Origin of the sequence: Halomonas flagellata, assembly GCF_022487945.1 — a bacterium.
In the GTDB taxonomy this organism is placed as follows: Bacteria; Pseudomonadota; Gammaproteobacteria; order Pseudomonadales; family Halomonadaceae; genus Halomonas; species Halomonas flagellata.
Genome location: NZ_JAKVPY010000008.1, coordinates 1 through 17,365 on the forward strand (window position 1 = coordinate 1; position 17,365 = coordinate 17,365).

Here is a 17,365-nt window from a genome sequence, read left to right on the forward strand (position 1 = left end):
AGGCGACCTGGGGGCCGTCGACGCGGGGCTTGGGGTCGGGCGCGGGGCGCCAGGCGGTGTCGGCGGGGGTCAGCACCAGCTCGTTGTGGTACTGGGTCATGCCGGCGCTATCCGCCTGAGTCACCCCATCCTCCTCCAGGGCCTGGGGCTGCTCGCCGTGGTGCTCGACCGCCACCACCTGCCAGTCGCGGTTGAGGCTCTTGGCATCGTGGTCGGTCAGCGTGAAGCGGGTGCCGGGGGCCAGCTCGGGCAGGTCGCTCTCGGCCTCGGCGGTCAGCGCATCGTGGCGCAGGCGTTCCAGGCGGAGGCGGGTAAAGGCCTCGCCGGAGGCATCGGCCTTGTAGCGGCCGGGGTAGTCATAGTGTTCGTAGTCGGCCCGCTGGGCATGTTGTTCCAGGCCCTCGGCCATGTGCTCATGAAGTTGCGCATACGCCGGCTGCTTGAAGGAGTAGTCCTTCAGGGTCGCCGAGGCCGGCCGGACCCGCGACACCTGGCGGAGCTTGCGCACATGGCGCAGCGGCGGTGTGCCGCCGGCGCGGCCGTGGTAGGTGCGCTCGCCGAGGCCGGCCAGCACCTGGGGGTCGTCGGCGAACACCAGCCGGTGGACGCCGTTCGGCGCCTCCTCGAACTCATGGAAGTAGAACAGCCCCTCCTCGGCGGCCAGGCGCTGGATAAAGGCCAGGTCGGTCTCGCGGTACTGCACGCAGTACTCGCGCTCGGCGGGCTCACGGGTCACCGCGAAGGCCACATCACGCAGGCCGCGCTCCTCGCACAGGGTGTTGATGATGGTCAGCGGCGAGACCTTCTGGAAGATCCGCGAGTTGTGGCGCAGCCCGAGGCGCCACAGCGCCGGCTGGAGGGTCAGTGTGTAGCGGGTGCGGCGGTGGCCGCGGTCGCCGCGTCCGAACTCGGTGGCGATACCGTGGATGCGGCGCAGCGGCGCGCTGTCCTGCCAGATCGTCAGGGTCAGCTCGCGGTCGAGGAAGGCCTCGGGGGAGAGGTCGCCGTCGCGGCTGGCGAGATTGACGACCAGCACGAAGGGCGCCGAGAGGGTTTCGGTCAGCGTGAAGTCGACCACCGCCAGGTCGGGCTCAATGGCCCCGGCGAGCGCCAGGGTAAATTGTAATCCGTTCATAATCAGTATCCTTGGATTCGTACCGACTCACCAGAAGTCAAAGCTTTAAGAGGCACCCCCATCGATTTGCGGCTCACGTTTCATTCGGTAGAACCAGCCATCGAGAAATGCCCACAATTCATCGCCAACAATCTCAAAAACATAGCGCGGGCTTTTATCCTTCGAAGGAATTACGTAAAGAACCTCAATGACTTCTCTATCCGCCCCAAAGCCATAAAAGTTACCCCATCGTTCTGATGGGGTGGGGACGTCCCCTTCTTCCTGTGGCACGGAATGGCAAACCACCTCATAGGAAGGCGCTTCATAGCGCACTTCACCCCAAAGCGAAAACTCGCTTTCGAACACTTTAGCGCTCTCACCCACGTGCTGCTCTGCCTCCTCAACAGAAGTCAATCCTCCGCGATAGCGAGTGGCTTCAACCGTGGTATATTCACCAACAACTTCTCGCAAGCCAGGACAATCGCAGTCTGCTAGCGTAGTTGTCGGCACAAGAATCAAGAAGCCCAGCAATGAGGCCAACAGGTACTGTTTCACCATCTCTCATAGACTCCTTTCGAATACATTTCCCACTCAGCAGCACGCCGGTTTGCCAAGCCTCGATTAATCAGGCCCTGGGACCTGTTCCAAGCCTTCCAGGCCTCCTCAAGATTTGGGTAGGAAGTCACCGCACCGGGGTCATTCATCAGCTTGGCTGCGGATGACGATGCGAAGGCACTTATGCCGATGTTGTACGCCAACATGACAGCAGCATCGAATTGGTGCTGAGCCAACGGAACCTCAATCGCCCTGTTCACTGCCCGTACAAAAGGAGTCAGATCATCATCGAATAGGCGCTCTGCCTGATCGTTATTGATACCCTCTCGATACAAGGGCCACTCGGCCTCGGAAATGAGATGACCATAGCCGATCGTGGCCCCCTCTACCCACGAGGTAATCTCGCGCCCGGTCTGATCGTCATAGGGCGTCAAACGCAGCTGCTCGACATCCATTAACCATTGTTTGCCAGCTTCGCTCATGGCGAGTTCTGTCGACTGGCTTTCTGATGTCTCACCGGCTGAAGAAAAGGCAGCTTGTGTGGCTGTAGTGGCTAGAGCCACAACCGAGGGGGCGAACGCACCCGCTCCCGACTCACCGCCTACTGCACTCGCCCCTCCCACCACCACCCCACCGCAGCTCACGGCATGGCCGGTGAGCGCCGCCGGCTTGCCGTCGATCAGGATGCTGCCCGAACCCTCGGCGATGGTACGCGGATGCGTCGAGTGATTGGGCTTGTCGTGCGGCGCCAGAGGGTCGCCCTGGCGCGCCACCGGCTTGCCGTCGATCGTCACCGTGGGGCTGCCGGCAGTCACCGGCGTCGGCGGAAAGCCGTCGTGGTCGGTACCGAGGTCGCCCACGAGTACGAGCTTGTGTCCCATCTGTCGTTCTCCTGTGTCGGGTGCCCAGGCATTAATCCCACTCGGCCGGCGCCTCGAAACTGGCCACGTTCGAGGCGTTCACATGCATGCGCTGGAAGCCGGCCCTCTCCAGGCTGCGGATCGCCGCCTCGCAGGCCAGCGGCAACCGGGTTCGTAGCGGGGTGCCGCTCAGGCTGCGCCGCGCCGCCAGCAGCAGGCGGGCCCCGTGGCCGCTGCCCCGCCACTCCGGCTCGATGAAGAAGAAGCGCAGCTGCCAGGCCGCCTCGTCATCCGGCCGGCAGGCCAGCAGCATGCCCAGCGGCGGCCCCTCGCCGTGCTTGAGCACCAGCAGCCGGCCCTGCCAGTGGGCCACGTGGCTGCCGTCACGCTGCAGCCACAGGCCGCAGTGGGCGGTGAACTCGAGGGCGCGCCTGAGCGTCGCCAGGCGAGCCTCGTCGCACAGCACCCAGGGAGAGTGTCCCCGGGCATCGGCGCGCTGCGCCGCCGCGAGGAAGCGCTCGATATCCTCTTCCCCGGCCGCGTCCAGGCCATCCGCGGTCGCGGTACTGCCCGTCGCCGGTGCGCTGGGCGCCTCCTCATTGCGCTTGCCGGGGAGCAGCCGCTTAACTATCGTCAGCATCGAAGCCTCCCTCGGCGTACAGGGCGGTGGGCAACCGGTAGCCGGCGACCAGCGGGCGCGTGAAGGGGTTGCGCGAGCCGTTGGCGTGCAGCCGATAGCGCATCGAGCCGCCGTCCACGTGGAAGCGCAGCTCCAGGTCGCGCTCGCTGGCGCTGGTGATCTCGGCCTCGTCGAGCAGCCGGAACCAGGCCCAGGCACCGTCGCGGGTCAGGCTGCGCGGCGAGCGGTTGACCCGGCTCGGCACTAGGGTCACACGGCTCTCGTTGCCGCCACGCAGGGCATTGGGCCAGATCATCGAGACCCGGTGGCTGGCGCTGTGGGCGTACTCGATCAGCTGGCCATCGACGTTGATCACGCTGCGCCGCTTGTCGGGACTGAGGCTGAGCGGCTCCAGCGAGAACTCCACGTCGAGCACGCCGTCGCGGCCGAAGTAGGCCTGGCGAATGTGCTCGGCACGCTCGATGGCGGTGAGCACGCTGTCACGCAGCAGCGAGTTGCCCTCGGCATCGAGCAGTTGCGCCGGCGCCTCCTCGATGAACGGCCGCAGGTTGTCCTGATAGAAGCTGTCGAGGGTGCCACCGGCGGCGAAGAAGGCCTCGAAGTCGCTCAGGGCCACCTCCCGCGAGGCCTCGCGGGCCAGTGGATAGCGGCCGGCCAGTCGATCCTGGTACGGCGCCACCACCTCGTCGAGCCACTGGTGCTCGAGATGCCGAATGGCGCTGGCCATCAGCAGCTGCCAGCTCTGGTCGGCTAGGCTCTCGAGCATCCGGTCCACCGGGGCCGGGGTGTCCTCGGCGATGCGCCTCAGGTTGTGAATGGGGTCGCCGCCGCGCAGCGCCAGGCGATCACGGGCACTGACGAAGGCCGCCCGCCCCGGATCGCTGGCCCCCTGCACCTGACGCAGGTAGTCGCGCAGCTCGGCGATGGCCGTCTTGATCTCGGCGATATCGGCCGGGTTGTCCCCCCGGGCGTCGAGCAGGCCGTTGAGATCGACGAAGTGCCGCTCGATCTCGCCGGCCAGGCGGTAGCGTGGCGAGCGCTCCAGCGCCTGCCGGGCCGCCTCGTCGTCGACCGGCAACTCGGGATAGAGGCGGGTATGGTGGGCGATCTCGTCGAGCAGGCGATCCAGTGGCCGACTGGCGCCGAGCAGGGTGTCCGCCACCACCACGGCCTGGTCGATATCGGGAATCGGCACCAGGTCGATGTCGTCCAGCACCTGGCGCCAGGTCACGTGATAATCGCTGATATAGCGCTCGCGCAGCGCATCGCGCAGCTGACGCTGGTCGGCCTCGCTGAAGGCGATGTCGTCACGCCGGCCCAGCACCCAGAGGTCGATCAGTGCCAGCTCGGTGGCCTGTTCTATCTCCTTGAGGAAATAGCCCTCGAAGCCGTCGCGGGTCACCAGGCTGGGCAGGTGCAGCTTGTCCGGGTCGTCGTTGCGCGCCATGAACACCGCGCTGAAGGCCGGCCCCACGCCCTGGCGAAGGTCCAGCACCGCGCCGCTGCGGCGGTCGCTGTTCGCCTTGAGGGTGGCGTAGACCCGCTCGTCCATGGGCTGGCGCGAGAGCTCCTCCTGGGCGGCCTGGAGGCTGCCGCGCAGCGGGGTCATGGCCAGTTCGGCGTGCCGGTCGCCCGCGGCCGCGTGTCCCTCCAGGTCGGTATGGACCAGGGCGTAGTCGAGGTGATCGAGCAGACGCTCCTGCACGCTGCCGCGCTGGGGAAACTCGCGCTGCCAGCGCCGGGCCATGAAGTCGTGCACCCGCTCGGGCTGGCGGCCGCTGGCATCGGACATCATGCGCAGGATGCGCAGCAGCGCCAGCTTCTCGTTGCTGCCCGCTTCGGTGCGGTTCATGTCATCCATGATCCCGACCATCAAGGCGGGCAGGAAATGGTACTCGAGCATGGCCAGATAGGCGCCTTCCACATCGCGGCCCACCGAGCGCCCCTGGTAGAGCCCCATGTCGGCCAGCCACGGCAGATGCTGGTGATAGTCGCCGAACTCGAGGGTGGCAGCGCGCAGCCGGTCGAGCGGTTCGAGCAGCGCCTGGCCGGTGGGGTCGTCGCCGCGCAGCTCGTCCGGCTGGGCGGCCAGGAAGTCCCGGGCCTTCTCCTCCACGGACGCGAGTGCGGTGGCGTTCCTCTGGTAGAAGTGGCTCCAGCCGCCGACCAGCACCAGGCCCCCGAGCAGGCAGGCCAGCACGCAGGTCCGCCGCAGGCGCCGACGCCGGCGTGCGGCGCGGGCATTGTCGCCGGCGAGCCCCGCCTCGGGGTAGATCACCTTGTCGAACAGCTCTTCGGTGAAGTAGAGGGCGCTGCGGGCCGCCCGGTGCGCCGGCTGCACGCTGTCGGCCATGCCGTAGCGGCGCGCGGCGGCGTCGACGAAGGGATCCTCGGGCACCCCCTGCTGGTAGACCGAGGTGAAATAGGTACCCCGCACCATGGCCGCAGTGGAGAAGCGGTCGCTGGAGAGCGCCTCGCACAGGAAACCGAGCAGCACGTCACGCAGGCCGGCGAGCTGGCGCACGAAGCGGAACACCGACTCGCGCTCCTCGCGATCGCGGCACTCGGCGAGCAGCGACGGCAGGCTGCGGTTGAGCCGGTCGAGCATGTCGTCGTAGGCGGTGGCGAACTCCTCCTCCCACCGGTCGGGCCTGTCGAGGCTGGCGGGGCTGAAGGTGAAGCCCAGGGGCGCACGCCGCGCGGCCCGGGAGTAGTGGCGGAAGAAATCGTCGAAGCCGTGCAGCAGGTCCATCTTGCTGAAGGTCACGTAGACCGGCAGCCGCGCGCCGTGACGCTCCATCAGCTCGCGCAGGCGAGCCCGCAGCAGCGAGGCGTAGGCCTTGCGCACCGCCACCCGGGCGTCGCTCAGCCGGGCCAGGTCGAGCACCAGGACGACACCGTCGAGCGGCCGCTGGGGCCGATTGCGCTCCAGCCAGTCGACGAAGTGATCCCACAGTCGGCTCTGCAGCTCCTGGGGCTCGCCGCCCTCCAGCGCCCCCTGGGTCAACAGCTCGCCGTCCGGGTCGATCAGCACCGCCTTGTCGCCGATCCACCAGTCGAAGCCGAACTGGCCCTTGCGGCCCTGGCCGGACGCCTTCATCACATGGGTCAGGGCAAAGTGCTGGCCGGAGCGGTTGATCAGGCTGGTCTTGCCGGCATTCTCGACGCCCATCACCAGGTACCAGGGCAGCCGGTAGCGCGCCCCCGGGCCACCCCCCAGGTTATCGACCAGCTCATTCAGGGTGGCGTCGAGGGACTCCTCCTGCTGCTCGACCTGCACCTGGGCCGGGTCGAGCTGCAGGCGCTCGGCGTGTCGCCGCTCGGCGTCCAGCTCGCGCAGCCGCCGCGCCAGGCGAATGCCCCACACCAGCGCCACCAGGGTGACCAGCGCCAGGGTCGCCAGCAGCCGGTTGAGCCAGGGCCCCAGCGGCTGGCTGCCGCGCACTTCCCACATCGGCCCCAACCACCAGATCGCCACGACCAGGGCGGCCAGCAGCAGGCACCAGAGCAGGGCCGAGAGCTTGCTCGCCTTCTTGCCGATCCCCCGGGCCCTGTTGCCATGCCCCTTGGCCAGGTTGGCGTTGCCTTGCGCGCGTGAGGCGCCGGGTACCCAGCGACTCAGCCCTGACTTCAAACCTTTCCACATGAGCCTTATCCCTCGTCCCTGTCGATGGTGTCGTCGAGCACGTTGTCGTGCATGAAGTGGTTCATCCGCCGGATGCCGTTCGTGAATGCCGTCATGTCGCCAGCGAGGCCTCGAGCCGCGACAGCAGCCCCGGCTCCCACTGCGCCAGGTCGATGCCCGCCACGGACTGATGCACCGCCCGGTAGTGCTGGGCGGCCAGCGCGGCCAGCCCCGCCTCGTGCAGCAGGTCGGCGCTGGCCAGCCGCCAGTAGGCGGTCTCGCGGGGCGAGCGCGCCTCGGCCAGCCCTCGATCGAGGAGCTGCAGCGCGGCTTCCAGCCCTTCCGCGGCGAGGGCGTCACGGGCCTGTGCCAGCCCCGCCTGCCAGGGGTCGCCGCCGCCATCGCCCGGCGCGGACGCTGTCCCGCCGACCGGCGCGCTCTGCAGCCAACGCCGCGTCTCGTCGTCGACGAAGGAGCTGCCGTCGTTGAAGCTCAGCGCCTCCAGGCCGGGCAGCCGCGCGACGAAGCGGGCCGCCTCGTCGCGAATCGCCTCGGCGCAGCGCGGATGGCCGAGCCGCTCGGCCAGGGTCGCGCTCAGCCGATGCCCCTCGAGCCAGTAGGGGCTGACCGCCAGGCTGTTCTCGATGCGCCGCCACAACTCGGCGTCGCCGCCGCGGGCCAGGGCATCGCGGTAGTCCGCCACGCGGTCGGCGGCCACCGGCGCCAGCTCGGTGCGCCCGCCGTCGCGGGAGGCCGGCAGCGCCTGGATGGCGCCCCAGATCGCGTGACGCCGCAGCCGATAGCACAGCGCCTCCCCCGGCGACTGCTCGTCGAGGAAGTCGGCCATCTTGAGCAGCGCCTGGCGGTTGCCGCGCTCGTTGCCGGCTTCCAGGCGCATCTCCGGCATCTTCGCCGCCGGCGGCGCCTCGTCACGGCCACGCGTGGTGACGGGCGCCTCGCCGGCGACGCCTCGCCTGGTGGCCGTCGGTGCCGGCGATGCCTGACGGGGCCGTGCCTGCTGCAGCTGACGGCGCAGCTCCACCAGGGCGTCGTCCGGCAACTGTCGATCCCGCGCGACGGCCAGCAGCGCATCGAGGGCGGCCTGGCAGGCCTGGTGCTCGTCTTCCGCATTGCTGAAGTCGAGCGGCTCGGCGAGCGCCGCCGCCCGCTGGGTGAACTGGCGGAACAGGCGGGGCCGCAGCCGCGCGCCCTTCGGCCCCTGGAAGGGGTAGGCCCGGTCCCACCACTGCTCGAGACTGCCCGCCAGCAGGTGCAGCGACAGGGCGAAACGCACGCCGTCGCCCCCGCGCTGCAGGCAGTGCAGCAGGTGGCCGAGCACCTTGAGGTCCTTGCCCGCCTGGCCGAGCAGTCTCGCCGCCCGCGCCTCGGCGCCTTCCCAGTCGACCTCGCCATGCTGCAGCGAGCCGATCTTCATCATCTCCTCGTCGAGCCAGGCATAGTCGCCGCTGTCATCGAGAGGCCGGCCCACCCCGTCGGGTTCCAGGGGTGCCAGCAGGGGTGCCAGGTGCGCTTCACTGGTGATCCGCATGCCAGGCTCCTTACCAGCGACAGGCGTCGCGCAGCGGTTGAATGTGCCGACGTAGCCCCGAGAGCTCGAAGCGCAGGCCATCCAGCACGCCGAGGTCGCTGCCCAGCACCAGCTCGTCGGCGTCGAGCAGCTGACGCAGGGTGGCGATGGCCGGCAGGCCCCGGCCACCGCTGACCACGTAGCCGCCGTCGCGCACCCGCCACTCCTGCTGCTGCTCGCGGCCGGCGGCCACCAGGCGCAGCCGGGCACGCGGCGCGTTCACGGCCGTCGGCAAATGTAGCTGGAAACGGGTGATCGACTTCTCGCAGGCGATGACCAGTTGCGGGCGCGGCGGCACGCTGCCCAGTGCCGGCACGCTCATCAGCACCTCATCCGGCGTCTCGCGCACCAGGAATCCCATGTCGGCACCGTCCCGTGCCGCCTCCTGGGCGTTGATCGCATGCCACAGCGCCGGCCGGGGATCACCGCCCGCCGATACGTCCTCGGCGGCCTGGAAGAGGGCGTCGTAGCACCCCAGCCGCTCCAGCCGCGAATCCAGCACGGCGCACTCGTGGGCGCTCTCCAGCAGCTCCTCGGCGGCCAGCGCGCTGACGCTGTTGAACAGCACCATGGCCAGCCCCAGCCACAGCGCCGGGCGAATCGTGAAGCTCACTCTCATTTGGCATCCAGTTCCAGCTGTCGGCACTTGTGTGCCAGGGTCCGCTTGGGCAGGCCGAGACTCTCGGCGGCCAGGGCGCGATTGCCGCCGAACAGCAGCAGGCGCTGGCGGATCAGGTCGGCCTCGTAGTCACGCAGGGCACGGCGCAGGTCGTGCACCTTGCTCGCGGCCTCGGCCGCGTTGCCCTCACCGTCGGTGCCGCCGCCCGGGGCCGTGTCCTCGGGCTCCGACTGTCCGGGCAGGGCCAGGGGCTCGATATCGTCCCCCGGCCGGGTCATGGCACAGGCGTAGTCGATCAGGTTCTTCAGTTCGCGCACGTTGCCGGGGTAGTCGCGTTCTCGCAGCTGCCGCAGGGCGGCCGGGGTGATGCCGAGCTCGTCGCGCCCTTCACGGGCACTGAAATCGGCGGCGAAGGCCTCGGCCAGCCGGGCGATGTCCTCGCGCCGCTCGCGCAGCGGTGGCAGGGTCAGCGGGAACTGCCCCAGCCGGTAGTAGAGGTCGGCACGGAAGCGCTGGTCGCGAATCCGCTCGCGCAGCGGCTGGTGCGTCGCCGCCACCAGGCGCAGGTCGGCCTGGCACTCCTCGCTGGCGCCCAGGGGGCGGTAGCGGCCGCTTTCCAGTACTCGCAGCAGCTTGGCCTGCAGCGGCAGCGGCATGTCGCCGATCTCGTCGAGGAACAGGGTGCCGCCGTCGGCCTGGCTGATCAGGCCCTCGCGGGCCTGGTCGGCCCCGGAGAAGGCGCCCCTGGCATGGCCGAACAGCTCCGACTCGAGCAGCGCTTCGGGAATCGCCGCGCAGTTGATCGCCATAAAGGGCCCGGCGTGACGGGCCGACAGCCGATGAATGGCTCGCGCCACGCGATCCTTGCCGGTGCCGGTCTCGCCCTGCAGCAGCACCGCGAGGTTGGTCTCGGCGGCGCGCACGACCTGGCGGCGCAGCGTCTGCATGGCCGGTGAGGCGCCCAGCAGGTCTTCCGCCAGCCGCTCGGCGAGGGCCTGGCGGCGTGCGCCATCGTTGAGCTGGGCCAGGGACTGGCGCAGCCGCGCCTCGCGGTGGCGCTCCCCCTGGTGGCGCGACAGCCGGGCCCACAGCCGGCACAGCAGCGATTCGAAGGCAGCGAACTCGGCATCCTCCGCGAGGCCCGCCAGCACGGTGTCATCGCCGGCCATGGCCAGGGCACCGAGCCACTCCCGCTCACCGTCCAGGGCCCGCAGCGGGCGGACCTCGAGCTGCAGGGTATCGGGCAGCGCGGCCACCTGGGCCTGGAAGTCCGGGTGGTCGAGCCGCGTGCGGGCCTCCGCCAGACCCAGCCGCAACGGCTTGCCCTGGCGGATGGCGTGGGCATAGGGGTGGCGGAAGTCGTCGCAGGCCAGCCGGGCGCCGTCGCGGTCGCTGCCCAGCCAGCGCCCGCTGCCATCCAGGTAAAGACATTCCGCCCATGCCAGCCCCTGGCAGGCCGCCAGGATGGCGCAGCCGCGCTCGCGCAGCTCGGCGGGCGCGGCGCTCTCGACCAGCGCCAGGGCCCTGGCCATGCCGACGAGGCCCGGCCCCGTCGGCTGGCCAGCCATGGCCTGGCAGGTGTTGATCGCCCTTGCGCCCATGCCCTTACTCCACCTCCGCGGTAAAGGCGCCGCTGTCGGCCTCGACGCCCAGCGCCACGCGCGTCACCGGCTCGCGGAGCGCCATGCGGTCGAGCAGGGCCCGGGAGACCGGCGGCAACAGTTCGCCATCGATCACCGATTCGAGCATGCGCGCGCCGTTCTCGCTGCGGGTGGCCCGCAGGCAGATCGCGTCGGCCAGGGCCGGGGCGAGGACCACCTCGGCCTGGCGATGACGCTCGCGAATGCGCTGGCCCAGGGTGTCGAGCTTGGCGAGCACGATGTCGCGCAGGGTGTCGGCGCCCAGCGGGACATAGGGGACCACCTCCATGCGCGCCAGCAGCGCCGGCTTGAAGAAGTCCGCCAGCACCGGGTAGAGCGCCTCGTCCAGGGCCGCAGGGTCGTCGGCGTGGGCGACGATGGCTTCGAAGCCGAGGTTCGAGGTGAGGAAGAACACCAGGTTCCGGCAGTCGATCAGCCGCCCCTCGCCATCGGCCAGTTCGCCCTTGTCGAAGGCCTGATAGAACAGGTTGAGCACGTCCGGGGGGGCCTTCTCGACCTCGTCGAGCAGCACCACCGAGTAGGGGCGCTGGCGGATCGCCTCGGTCAGCAGGCCACCCTCGCCGAAGCCCACGTAACCCGGCGGCGAGCCGATCAGCCGCGAGACGGTGTGCTTCTCCTGGTACTCGGACATGTTGATGGTGGTCAGGAACTGGCGGCCGCCATAGAGACGCTCGGCGATCTGCACCACGGTCTCGGTCTTGCCCACCCCGCTGGGGCCGACCAGCAGGAAGGCACCCAGCGGCCGGCCGGGGCGGCGCAGGTCAGCGCGGGCGGTGAGCAGGTGGCGATGGACGCGCTCGATGGCCAGGTCCTGGCCCTGCACCAGCCGGCCCAGGGTCTCGGGCAGCTCGGTGAGGCGGGTCAGCTCGTCGCTGGTCATGCGTTCCACCGGCACCCCGGTCCAGTCGCCGATGACCTGGGCGATCTGCGCCTCCTCGACGCTGGCGTTGACCAGCGCGAATTCCTGCTGCAGGTCGCTGAGCCTCGCCTCCTGCTCGACCAGCGCCGCCCGCAGGCTGTCGTGGTCGGCCTCGTCGACCACGCTGGCCTCGTCGTCGAGCAGTTGGCGGTGCAGGGCCAGGATCGCATCGACACAGTCGCGCTGGGCATGCCAGGCATGCTCCAGCGTCTCCAGCTCGTCGTCGAGGCGGGCCAGCCGCTCCTCCAGCTCGGCCAGGTGGGCCGCGTCCGGGCGGCGCCCGAGCTGCGTCTCGCGGTCGAGCTGGTCGCGCTCGCGCCGGGCGGCCAGATGCTCGCTCTTGAGGTGGCTGAGCCGGCGCGGCGGGGTGTCCAGCGCCTGGGAGAGCCGCGCGCAGGCGGTATCGAGGACGTCGATACCCTTGTCGGGCAGCTTGCGACCGGCCAGGTAGCGGGCCGAGAGCTCGGCGGCGGCGCGCAACCCGCTGTCGACGACCAGCACCCCGTGGGCGCGCTCGTAGACGTCGCGCAGGCCGCGCAGGATCACCAGCGCCTGCTCGACGCTGGGCTCGGACAGCGCCACCGGCTGGAAACGCCGCGACAGGGCGGGATCCTTCTCGACGTACTTCTTGTACTCGCGCCAGGTGGTGGCGGCGATGGTGCGCAGCTCGCCCCGCGCCAGGGCCGGCTTGAGCAGGTTGGCGGCGTCGCCGCCGCCTTCCGCGTTGCCGGCGCCGATCAGGGTGTGGGCCTCGTCGATGAACAGCAGGGTCGGCCGCGGGGCGTTCTTGACCTCGTCGATCACCGCCTTGAGGCGCTTCTCGAACTCGCCCTTGACCGCGGCACCGGCCTGCAGGGCGCCGAGGTCGAGCGCCAGCAGCTCGACGTCGGCCAGCGCCGCCGGCACCTCGCCGGCCACGATGCGTGCGGCGAGCCCCTCGACCACCGCGCTCTTGCCGACCCCGGCGTCGCCGATGACGATGGGGTTGTTCTTGCGCCGGCGACCGAGGATGTCGAGCATCTGGTCGATCTCCGGGTCACGGCACAGCACCGGGTCGAGCTCGCCGCGCCGCGCCTGGTCGGTCAGGGAGGTGGCGAAGCGGGCCAGGGCGCTGTCGCCCTGGCTCGCGCCGGGCTGGCGGCGACCCGAGCTCGGCTCCTGGTCCCGGGGCGCCTCGGCGGAATCCCGGGTCAGCCGCTCGAAGTCGCGGCGCAGGCCCTCGCGGTTGATCTCGGCCAGCAGGGCGGCGCTCTTCGGCCCCAGGTAACGGCCGCTGTTGTGCAGCAGGGCGGTGAAGATCATCCCGCTGCGCAGGGCCTCGTGGGCGAACTCGGTGGTCGCCAGCAGCCAGGCGTCCTGCAGCAGCTCGACCAGCAGCGGCGAGAAGCTCGGCGTGGCCACCTCAAGGTCGCGCGGCGGCCGCGACTCCTCGGCGAGCCGGGCGCGCAGGTCGAGGGCCTCGATGCCCTGCCCGTCGAGCAGGCAGCGCAGGTCGCACAGCGGCTGGTCGATCAGCGCCTGGAGCAGGTGCCCGGCGGTGACCTCCGGGGCCTGCTGCTCGGCGCACAGGAGCGCGGCCTGTTCGAGCCCCTGGCGGGCGATGGCGTTGAGTCGGCCGATGAGTGCCGGAAGCGCTACCCTGAGCATGGTCTCTCCTAACGGTAAATCTGGTCGAGTAGGGCGCCGACCTGGGCCGCCTGCTGGTCCAGCGACCACGAGAACCCGAGATAGGCCCCCACCATGGCCGCGCCGAACAGCGCGAACACCCCCCACACCGGCAGGCCCCGACCATGGCGCCGGCGCCCCTGCACCACGTTGTCGAGCGGCCGGGTCAGCATGTCGTCGGGGGTATCGCCGAGCGCCGCGAGCTGGTCGCCGAGGGCGCGCACCACGTGCTCGTACTCCTCTCGGCCATGGGTCATGACCCGGTAGCGGCCCTCGAAGCCCAGGCACAGGCAGAGGTAGATGAAGGCCAGCATGTCGCGATAGCGCTGCGGCTCCTGCTGCAACCGGGAGAGGATCGAGAAGACCTTCTCGCCCCCCCAGGTCTCGTTGTGGAAGCGGGTCAGCAGCGAGTGCTCCGCCCACTTGCTCTGCTGCCCCCAGGCGGTGCCCATCACGGCTTCGTCGATGAACGAGCAGAGCACATAGCGGTACGCCAGCAGGGTCGGTCGGTCGTAGCCCTGTTCGGTGAGCTCGATCTCGATCGCCGAGATCTCGTCGACCACCTGGCGGTAGAGCCGCTCGATGTCGCTCATGGTGTCGAGCTGGCGCACCCGCACCACCAAGCCCAGCAACGAGCTGGCGGCATCCACCAGCGGGTTGAGGTTGTGGCCGCGCAGGCGGAACCAGTAGTCCTCGTCGGCGTCCAGGTGCTCGGCATGGCTATGGATCAGCCGCTCCAGCCCCCGCTCGTTGATGCGATCCTCGTGGCGGGAGGGGGGGTAGCGGTCGATGGCACCGGCATCGGGGTCGAATTGCGTGGAAAGATCTTGCATGGCTTAGCTCCTGATCGCCCAGAACTGCATTTCCAGGCCGGGAAATTCGCCCGCCACGTGGAAGGCGAAACCACTGGCGCCGTCGAGCATGCTCCAGGCCTGGCTCTGACGGTCGAGCCGGAAGTAGCTGTAACCGGCGTGATAGGGCAGCTCGCGTGGCGCCACCGGCAGCGGCTCCAACGGCACCCCCGGCAGTTGCAGGCTGATGAGATCGCGGATGCGCTCGACGCTGGCCACCTTGGTCTGCTGCAGGAACAGCTTGCGCAGCCGCTCGTTGGGCATGTCGGCGCGCACCGCGAGGATGAAGTCGGCGTCGTCGAGCAGCCCCGCATCCGACAGCGGCGCGACCAGCAGGCCATAGCGGCGCGCCTGCAACTGGATCGCCAGGGCCCGTGGCTCGAGCACCGTCGACAGCGCCTGGCGCAGGCCCTGCATCAGCATGCGGAAGGCACGCTCGGGGTGGTCGTGGTCGTAGGCCGGGTACTCCGGCGGCAACCGCGACTCGTCGGTGAAGGTGACCAGCTCGCTGGCGGTCTCGAGCATGGTGTCGAAGAGCCGCTCCGGGTGCAGCTGCCCCAGGCGCGCCAGGTGCTGGAAGCGTGGCTGGGCCCGATTGAGCAGCTGCAGCAGCATGAAGTCGGAGACGTCGGCCACCCCGGTCTGGTGAGGCGTCGAGAGGCGCTGGGCGATGTTGCGGGCACGCTCGCGCATCAGGCCGGCCATCTCGCCGACGAAGCGTTGCAGGGAGGGCGCCGCCTGGACGTTGAGCAGGGTCGGCAGGAACTGCTCGTCGAGCACCAGGGTGCCGTCGGGGCGCCGCTCGACGATGCGCGCCACCGCCAGGCAGGCGTAGGCGCTGCGGTCGTCGCGCTCGAGCAGCAGGCGGGGGGCGACCCGCGCCACGTCGAGCTCGGTGCTGTCGCCGTCGCGGGAGTGCAGGTCGCGCACGCCGCGCTGGGAGAGCCGATAGCGCGCCGGCAGGTCGTCGCCGGGCCAACGCACCTCGCCCACCGCGTCGGTGGCCAGCGGCAGGCCCAGGTAGACGATCTGGTTGGTGATGCCCGGGTCGTCGATCTCCAGCGGTTGCGGTTCGATGTCGTCGTCGGGCAGCTGGAAGGCGGTGCCGTCCGGCATCACCCCGCTGGCACGGCTGATGGCGATGCGCCCGAAGCTCAGGAACTCGGCGTTGAGCTCCAGCATCAGGAAGCCGTGGAGGTAGTGGCTGACGCCACGCAGGCGGGCATCGAGCAGCCCCTCCAGGCTGCGCTGCTGCTGCTGGAAGTGCTGCGGCTTGATGAACAGCCCTTCGCTCCATACCACTCGGTTGCGGCTGGCCATTACTCTTCCTTCCTCAGCTCGGCCTCGAGCTCACGCAGGTGCACCAGCAGGTGGTAGTCACCGCCCTGCGCATCGATCTCGACCACCTTCTTCCACTGGGCCTGATCGGGGGCGCTGTAGAAGGCGATGATGCCGATGTAGCGCGTCTGTTCGTCGACCTCGAAGGGTTCGTAGAACTTCCACTGCCCGGGCAGCAGGGTGAAGTCGTCATGGGTCAGGTAGTTGGTGCCCAGGGCCTCCTCGAGGTCGTTGCGCAGTTGGTCATGGTCGGCGGCCATCAGCATGGAGTCGTCCTTGAGCTGCAGGAGCTGGAACCGCAGCGGCGTGCCGTCGCCGTCGACGTTGGGGTTGACCCCGGGCTCGGCGACCATGGCGAGGTCGACCCGGGTCGGCCGCGCCTCGGGATAGCCCACCGGGATCGCGGGATCCTTCATGACCTGCCAGGTCTTGCCCGCCGCTTCACGGGTCGAGGCACAGCCGCCGAGCAGCAGCGCCGCCACGACCACCCACAGCCAGGCCAGCTGTCGAGCCCTGCTCATGCGCCCTCCCGCTGCTGGCGGCGCACCGACTGGTCGTAGGCCTGCTCGAAGACCTCCCAGAACAGCTTGGCGAAGCCCTGCTGTCGGCCGGAGTTCAGCTCCTGGTAGTAGTGGCGATACATCTCCCAGGCCCAGCCCCCCTCGTCCTCGAGGCGGTTACCGGCGCCGCGGTAGGCATGGAAGCGCTTGAGCAGGGCGTCGGGAGCGAAGGCGTCGAGAATCGACTGCAACGCCTGGCCGATGGCCTCCTCGACCGCCGCCTGGTGCTGCCCCTGGTGGGCCAGGCACTCGGCCACGGCCGCCGGTGCCGAGAGGTGCACCGGGCTGCGCCGGGCGGAGAACAGCGTCTCCACGGTCTCGCCGTAGGGCTGACCCAGGCGCAGCGGGTTGTCCTCGATGGGCTGCAAGCGCCGATCGCGCAGCGGATAGCGGCTGTCGTCCTGGGCCTGGTGCAGCGCCTGCAGGCCATCGATGGCGGCGCGCAGGGTATTGCCGGCCTCCGCGAGGAAGGCCTGCTGCTCTTCGCTGTCGCGGAAGCGCAGGTCGGCGCCCAGGGCACGCAGCAGGGGATCCGCGCCGACATGCCCGGTGGCGACCGGCGTCGCCTCCTGCCAGCGGTCCTCGAGTTGCTCGCCGACCGAGTGTTCCAGGTCGTTCAGCAGCCGTTCGTCCATTTCCCTGTTCATCTCCGTGGTGTCCTCGTGTCGTCGAATCGTCGGCCCGGTGCGCACCGTCTCGTGCCGGCCCCGTGGGTGATAGTCCGCTCCCACCGTGCTCGCGCCTTCCAGCTCGTCGAGCAGGGGATCGGTGACGTCGATCGCCTCCTCGTCGGGGTGCTCCAGGGCGGTGAGCGGGTCGCGATGGCTGGCGCCGGGCGACGCTTCGCCGAGCGCCTCCAGGGGGTCGTCATGCCGCGGCGGCGCCATGCCCGCCGCCGGCGAGGCCTGGACCAGCGGCATGCCCTGCCCCGCCAGCGCCTCCTGCTCCTCGTTGATCAGCGCCGTCAGCGGCTGGGCCCCGGGCTGACTGGCCTGGCGATCGCCGAGGTGCACCCGCAGGTGATACTCGCCGAGGCGCAGCTCGTCGCCGTCGCGCAGGGCGACCCGCCGGTCACGGCCGAGCGGCAGGGTGGCGTGGTTGATGAAGGTGTGGCCGCTGCGGTCGATCAGGCAGAAGCGGCCGTCCTGGCGCTGGATCTGGGCGTGACCGGGGCGGATGCGCCCGGCATGGTCCTGCAGCAACCAGTCGTCGCCCGCCCCGCTGCCCAGGGAGCCCCCGGTCTCGTGGAAGACGTGGCTGCTGGTGGAGCGGCCTTCCAGGCGCTCGCTGTTGATGACCACCAGGGTGATGGCCGTGTGGGCAGTGACATGGCGCTCGGAGGCATGAGGGTAAGCGGCTTGCATGGGCGT

The 17,365-nt window shown here is 69.9% G+C and carries 13 protein-coding genes; all 13 read right to left on the minus strand.

All coding sequences use genetic code 11. The annotated features are described in order from the left end of the window. Positions 1-1,135: type VI secretion system tip protein TssI/VgrG (gene tssI, locus MKP05_RS08120; RefSeq protein ID WP_240567847.1), on the minus strand; the 1,135-nt coding region annotated here is incomplete at its 3' end. A gap of 45 nt (positions 1,136-1,180) precedes the next feature. Next, positions 1,181-1,672, minus strand: a complete 492-nt coding sequence (locus MKP05_RS08125) for a hypothetical protein (RefSeq protein ID WP_240567848.1) — start codon at positions 1,670-1,672, stop codon at positions 1,181-1,183. Beyond that, positions 1,666-2,550, minus strand: coding sequence for a type VI secretion system PAAR protein (locus MKP05_RS08130; protein ID WP_240567849.1), 885 nt, complete (start codon positions 2,548-2,550; stop codon positions 1,666-1,668). The genes MKP05_RS08125 and MKP05_RS08130 overlap by 7 nt, the downstream gene beginning before the upstream one ends. A 31-nt stretch (positions 2,551-2,581) precedes the next feature. After that, positions 2,582-3,169 carry a GNAT family N-acetyltransferase gene (locus MKP05_RS08135; RefSeq protein ID WP_240567850.1) on the minus strand — a complete coding sequence of 196 codons (588 nt, stop codon included), beginning with the start codon at positions 3,167-3,169 and terminating at the stop codon, positions 2,582-2,584. Continuing rightward, a complete protein-coding gene (gene tssM, locus MKP05_RS08140) occupies positions 3,153-6,815 on the minus strand; it encodes a type VI secretion system membrane subunit TssM (RefSeq protein WP_240567851.1) in 3,663 nt (1,220 codons plus the stop codon). The genes MKP05_RS08135 and tssM overlap by 17 nt, the downstream gene beginning before the upstream one ends. A 91-nt stretch (positions 6,816-6,906) precedes the next feature. After that, on the minus strand, positions 6,907-8,343 hold the full coding sequence (tssA, locus tag MKP05_RS08145; RefSeq protein ID WP_240567852.1) for a type VI secretion system protein TssA: 1,437 nt from the start codon (positions 8,341-8,343) through the stop codon (positions 6,907-6,909). Between the two features lie 10 nt (positions 8,344-8,353). Then, positions 8,354-9,001, minus strand: a complete 648-nt coding sequence (vasI, locus tag MKP05_RS08150) for a type VI secretion system-associated protein VasI (RefSeq protein ID WP_240567853.1) — start codon at positions 8,999-9,001, stop codon at positions 8,354-8,356. Beyond that, complete coding sequence (locus MKP05_RS08155) at positions 8,998-10,602, minus strand: sigma-54 interaction domain-containing protein (protein ID WP_240567854.1); 1,605 nt, start codon at positions 10,600-10,602, stop codon at positions 8,998-9,000. The genes vasI and MKP05_RS08155 overlap by 4 nt, the downstream gene beginning before the upstream one ends. Before the next feature lie 4 nt (positions 10,603-10,606). Then, on the minus strand, positions 10,607-13,228 hold the full coding sequence (tssH, locus tag MKP05_RS08160; RefSeq protein ID WP_240567855.1) for a type VI secretion system ATPase TssH: 2,622 nt from the start codon (positions 13,226-13,228) through the stop codon (positions 10,607-10,609). Positions 13,229-13,236: 8 nt separating this feature from the next. Then, positions 13,237-14,079 (minus strand): type IVB secretion system protein IcmH/DotU, encoded by an 843-nt coding sequence (gene icmH, locus MKP05_RS08165; protein ID WP_240567856.1) that lies wholly within the window; start codon positions 14,077-14,079, stop codon positions 13,237-13,239. A 3-nt stretch (positions 14,080-14,082) separates the two neighbouring features. Further along, positions 14,083-15,417 (minus strand): type VI secretion system baseplate subunit TssK, encoded by a 1,335-nt coding sequence (tssK, locus tag MKP05_RS08170; protein ID WP_240567857.1) that lies wholly within the window; start codon positions 15,415-15,417, stop codon positions 14,083-14,085. Further along, a complete protein-coding gene (tssJ, locus tag MKP05_RS08175) occupies positions 15,417-15,956 on the minus strand; it encodes a type VI secretion system lipoprotein TssJ (RefSeq protein ID WP_240567858.1) in 540 nt (179 codons plus the stop codon). Before tssJ ends, tssK begins: the two co-directional genes overlap by 1 nt. Further along, complete coding sequence (gene tagH / locus MKP05_RS08180) at positions 15,953-17,359, minus strand: type VI secretion system-associated FHA domain protein TagH (RefSeq protein ID WP_240567859.1); 1,407 nt, start codon at positions 17,357-17,359, stop codon at positions 15,953-15,955. Before tagH ends, tssJ begins: the two co-directional genes overlap by 4 nt. Positions 17,360-17,365 lie beyond the last annotated feature (6 nt).

Excerpts from the sequence above, each read along its gene's own strand:
- MKP05_RS08125 (WP_240567848.1), bottom strand. The coding sequence starts at position 1,672 with ATGGTGAAACAGTACCTGTTGGCCTCATTGCTGGGCTTCTTGATTCTT.
- MKP05_RS08130 (WP_240567849.1), bottom strand. The coding sequence starts at position 2,550 with ATGGGACACAAGCTCGTACTCGTGGGCGACCTCGGTACCGACCACGAC.
- MKP05_RS08135 (WP_240567850.1), bottom strand. The coding sequence starts at position 3,169 with ATGCTGACGATAGTTAAGCGGCTGCTCCCCGGCAAGCGCAATGAGGAG.
- tssM (WP_240567851.1), bottom strand. The coding sequence starts at position 6,815 with ATGTGGAAAGGTTTGAAGTCAGGGCTGAGTCGCTGGGTACCCGGCGCC.
- tssA (WP_240567852.1), bottom strand. The coding sequence starts at position 8,343 with ATGCGGATCACCAGTGAAGCGCACCTGGCACCCCTGCTGGCACCCCTG.
- vasI (WP_240567853.1), bottom strand. The coding sequence starts at position 9,001 with ATGAGAGTGAGCTTCACGATTCGCCCGGCGCTGTGGCTGGGGCTGGCC.
- MKP05_RS08155 (WP_240567854.1), bottom strand. The coding sequence starts at position 10,602 with ATGGGCGCAAGGGCGATCAACACCTGCCAGGCCATGGCTGGCCAGCCG.
- tssH (WP_240567855.1), bottom strand. The coding sequence starts at position 13,228 with ATGCTCAGGGTAGCGCTTCCGGCACTCATCGGCCGACTCAACGCCATC.
- icmH (WP_240567856.1), bottom strand. The coding sequence starts at position 14,079 with ATGCAAGATCTTTCCACGCAATTCGACCCCGATGCCGGTGCCATCGAC.
- tssK (WP_240567857.1), bottom strand. The coding sequence starts at position 15,417 with ATGGCCAGCCGCAACCGAGTGGTATGGAGCGAAGGGCTGTTCATCAAG.
- tssJ (WP_240567858.1), bottom strand. The coding sequence starts at position 15,956 with ATGAGCAGGGCTCGACAGCTGGCCTGGCTGTGGGTGGTCGTGGCGGCG.
- tagH (WP_240567859.1), bottom strand. The coding sequence starts at position 17,359 with ATGCAAGCCGCTTACCCTCATGCCTCCGAGCGCCATGTCACTGCCCAC.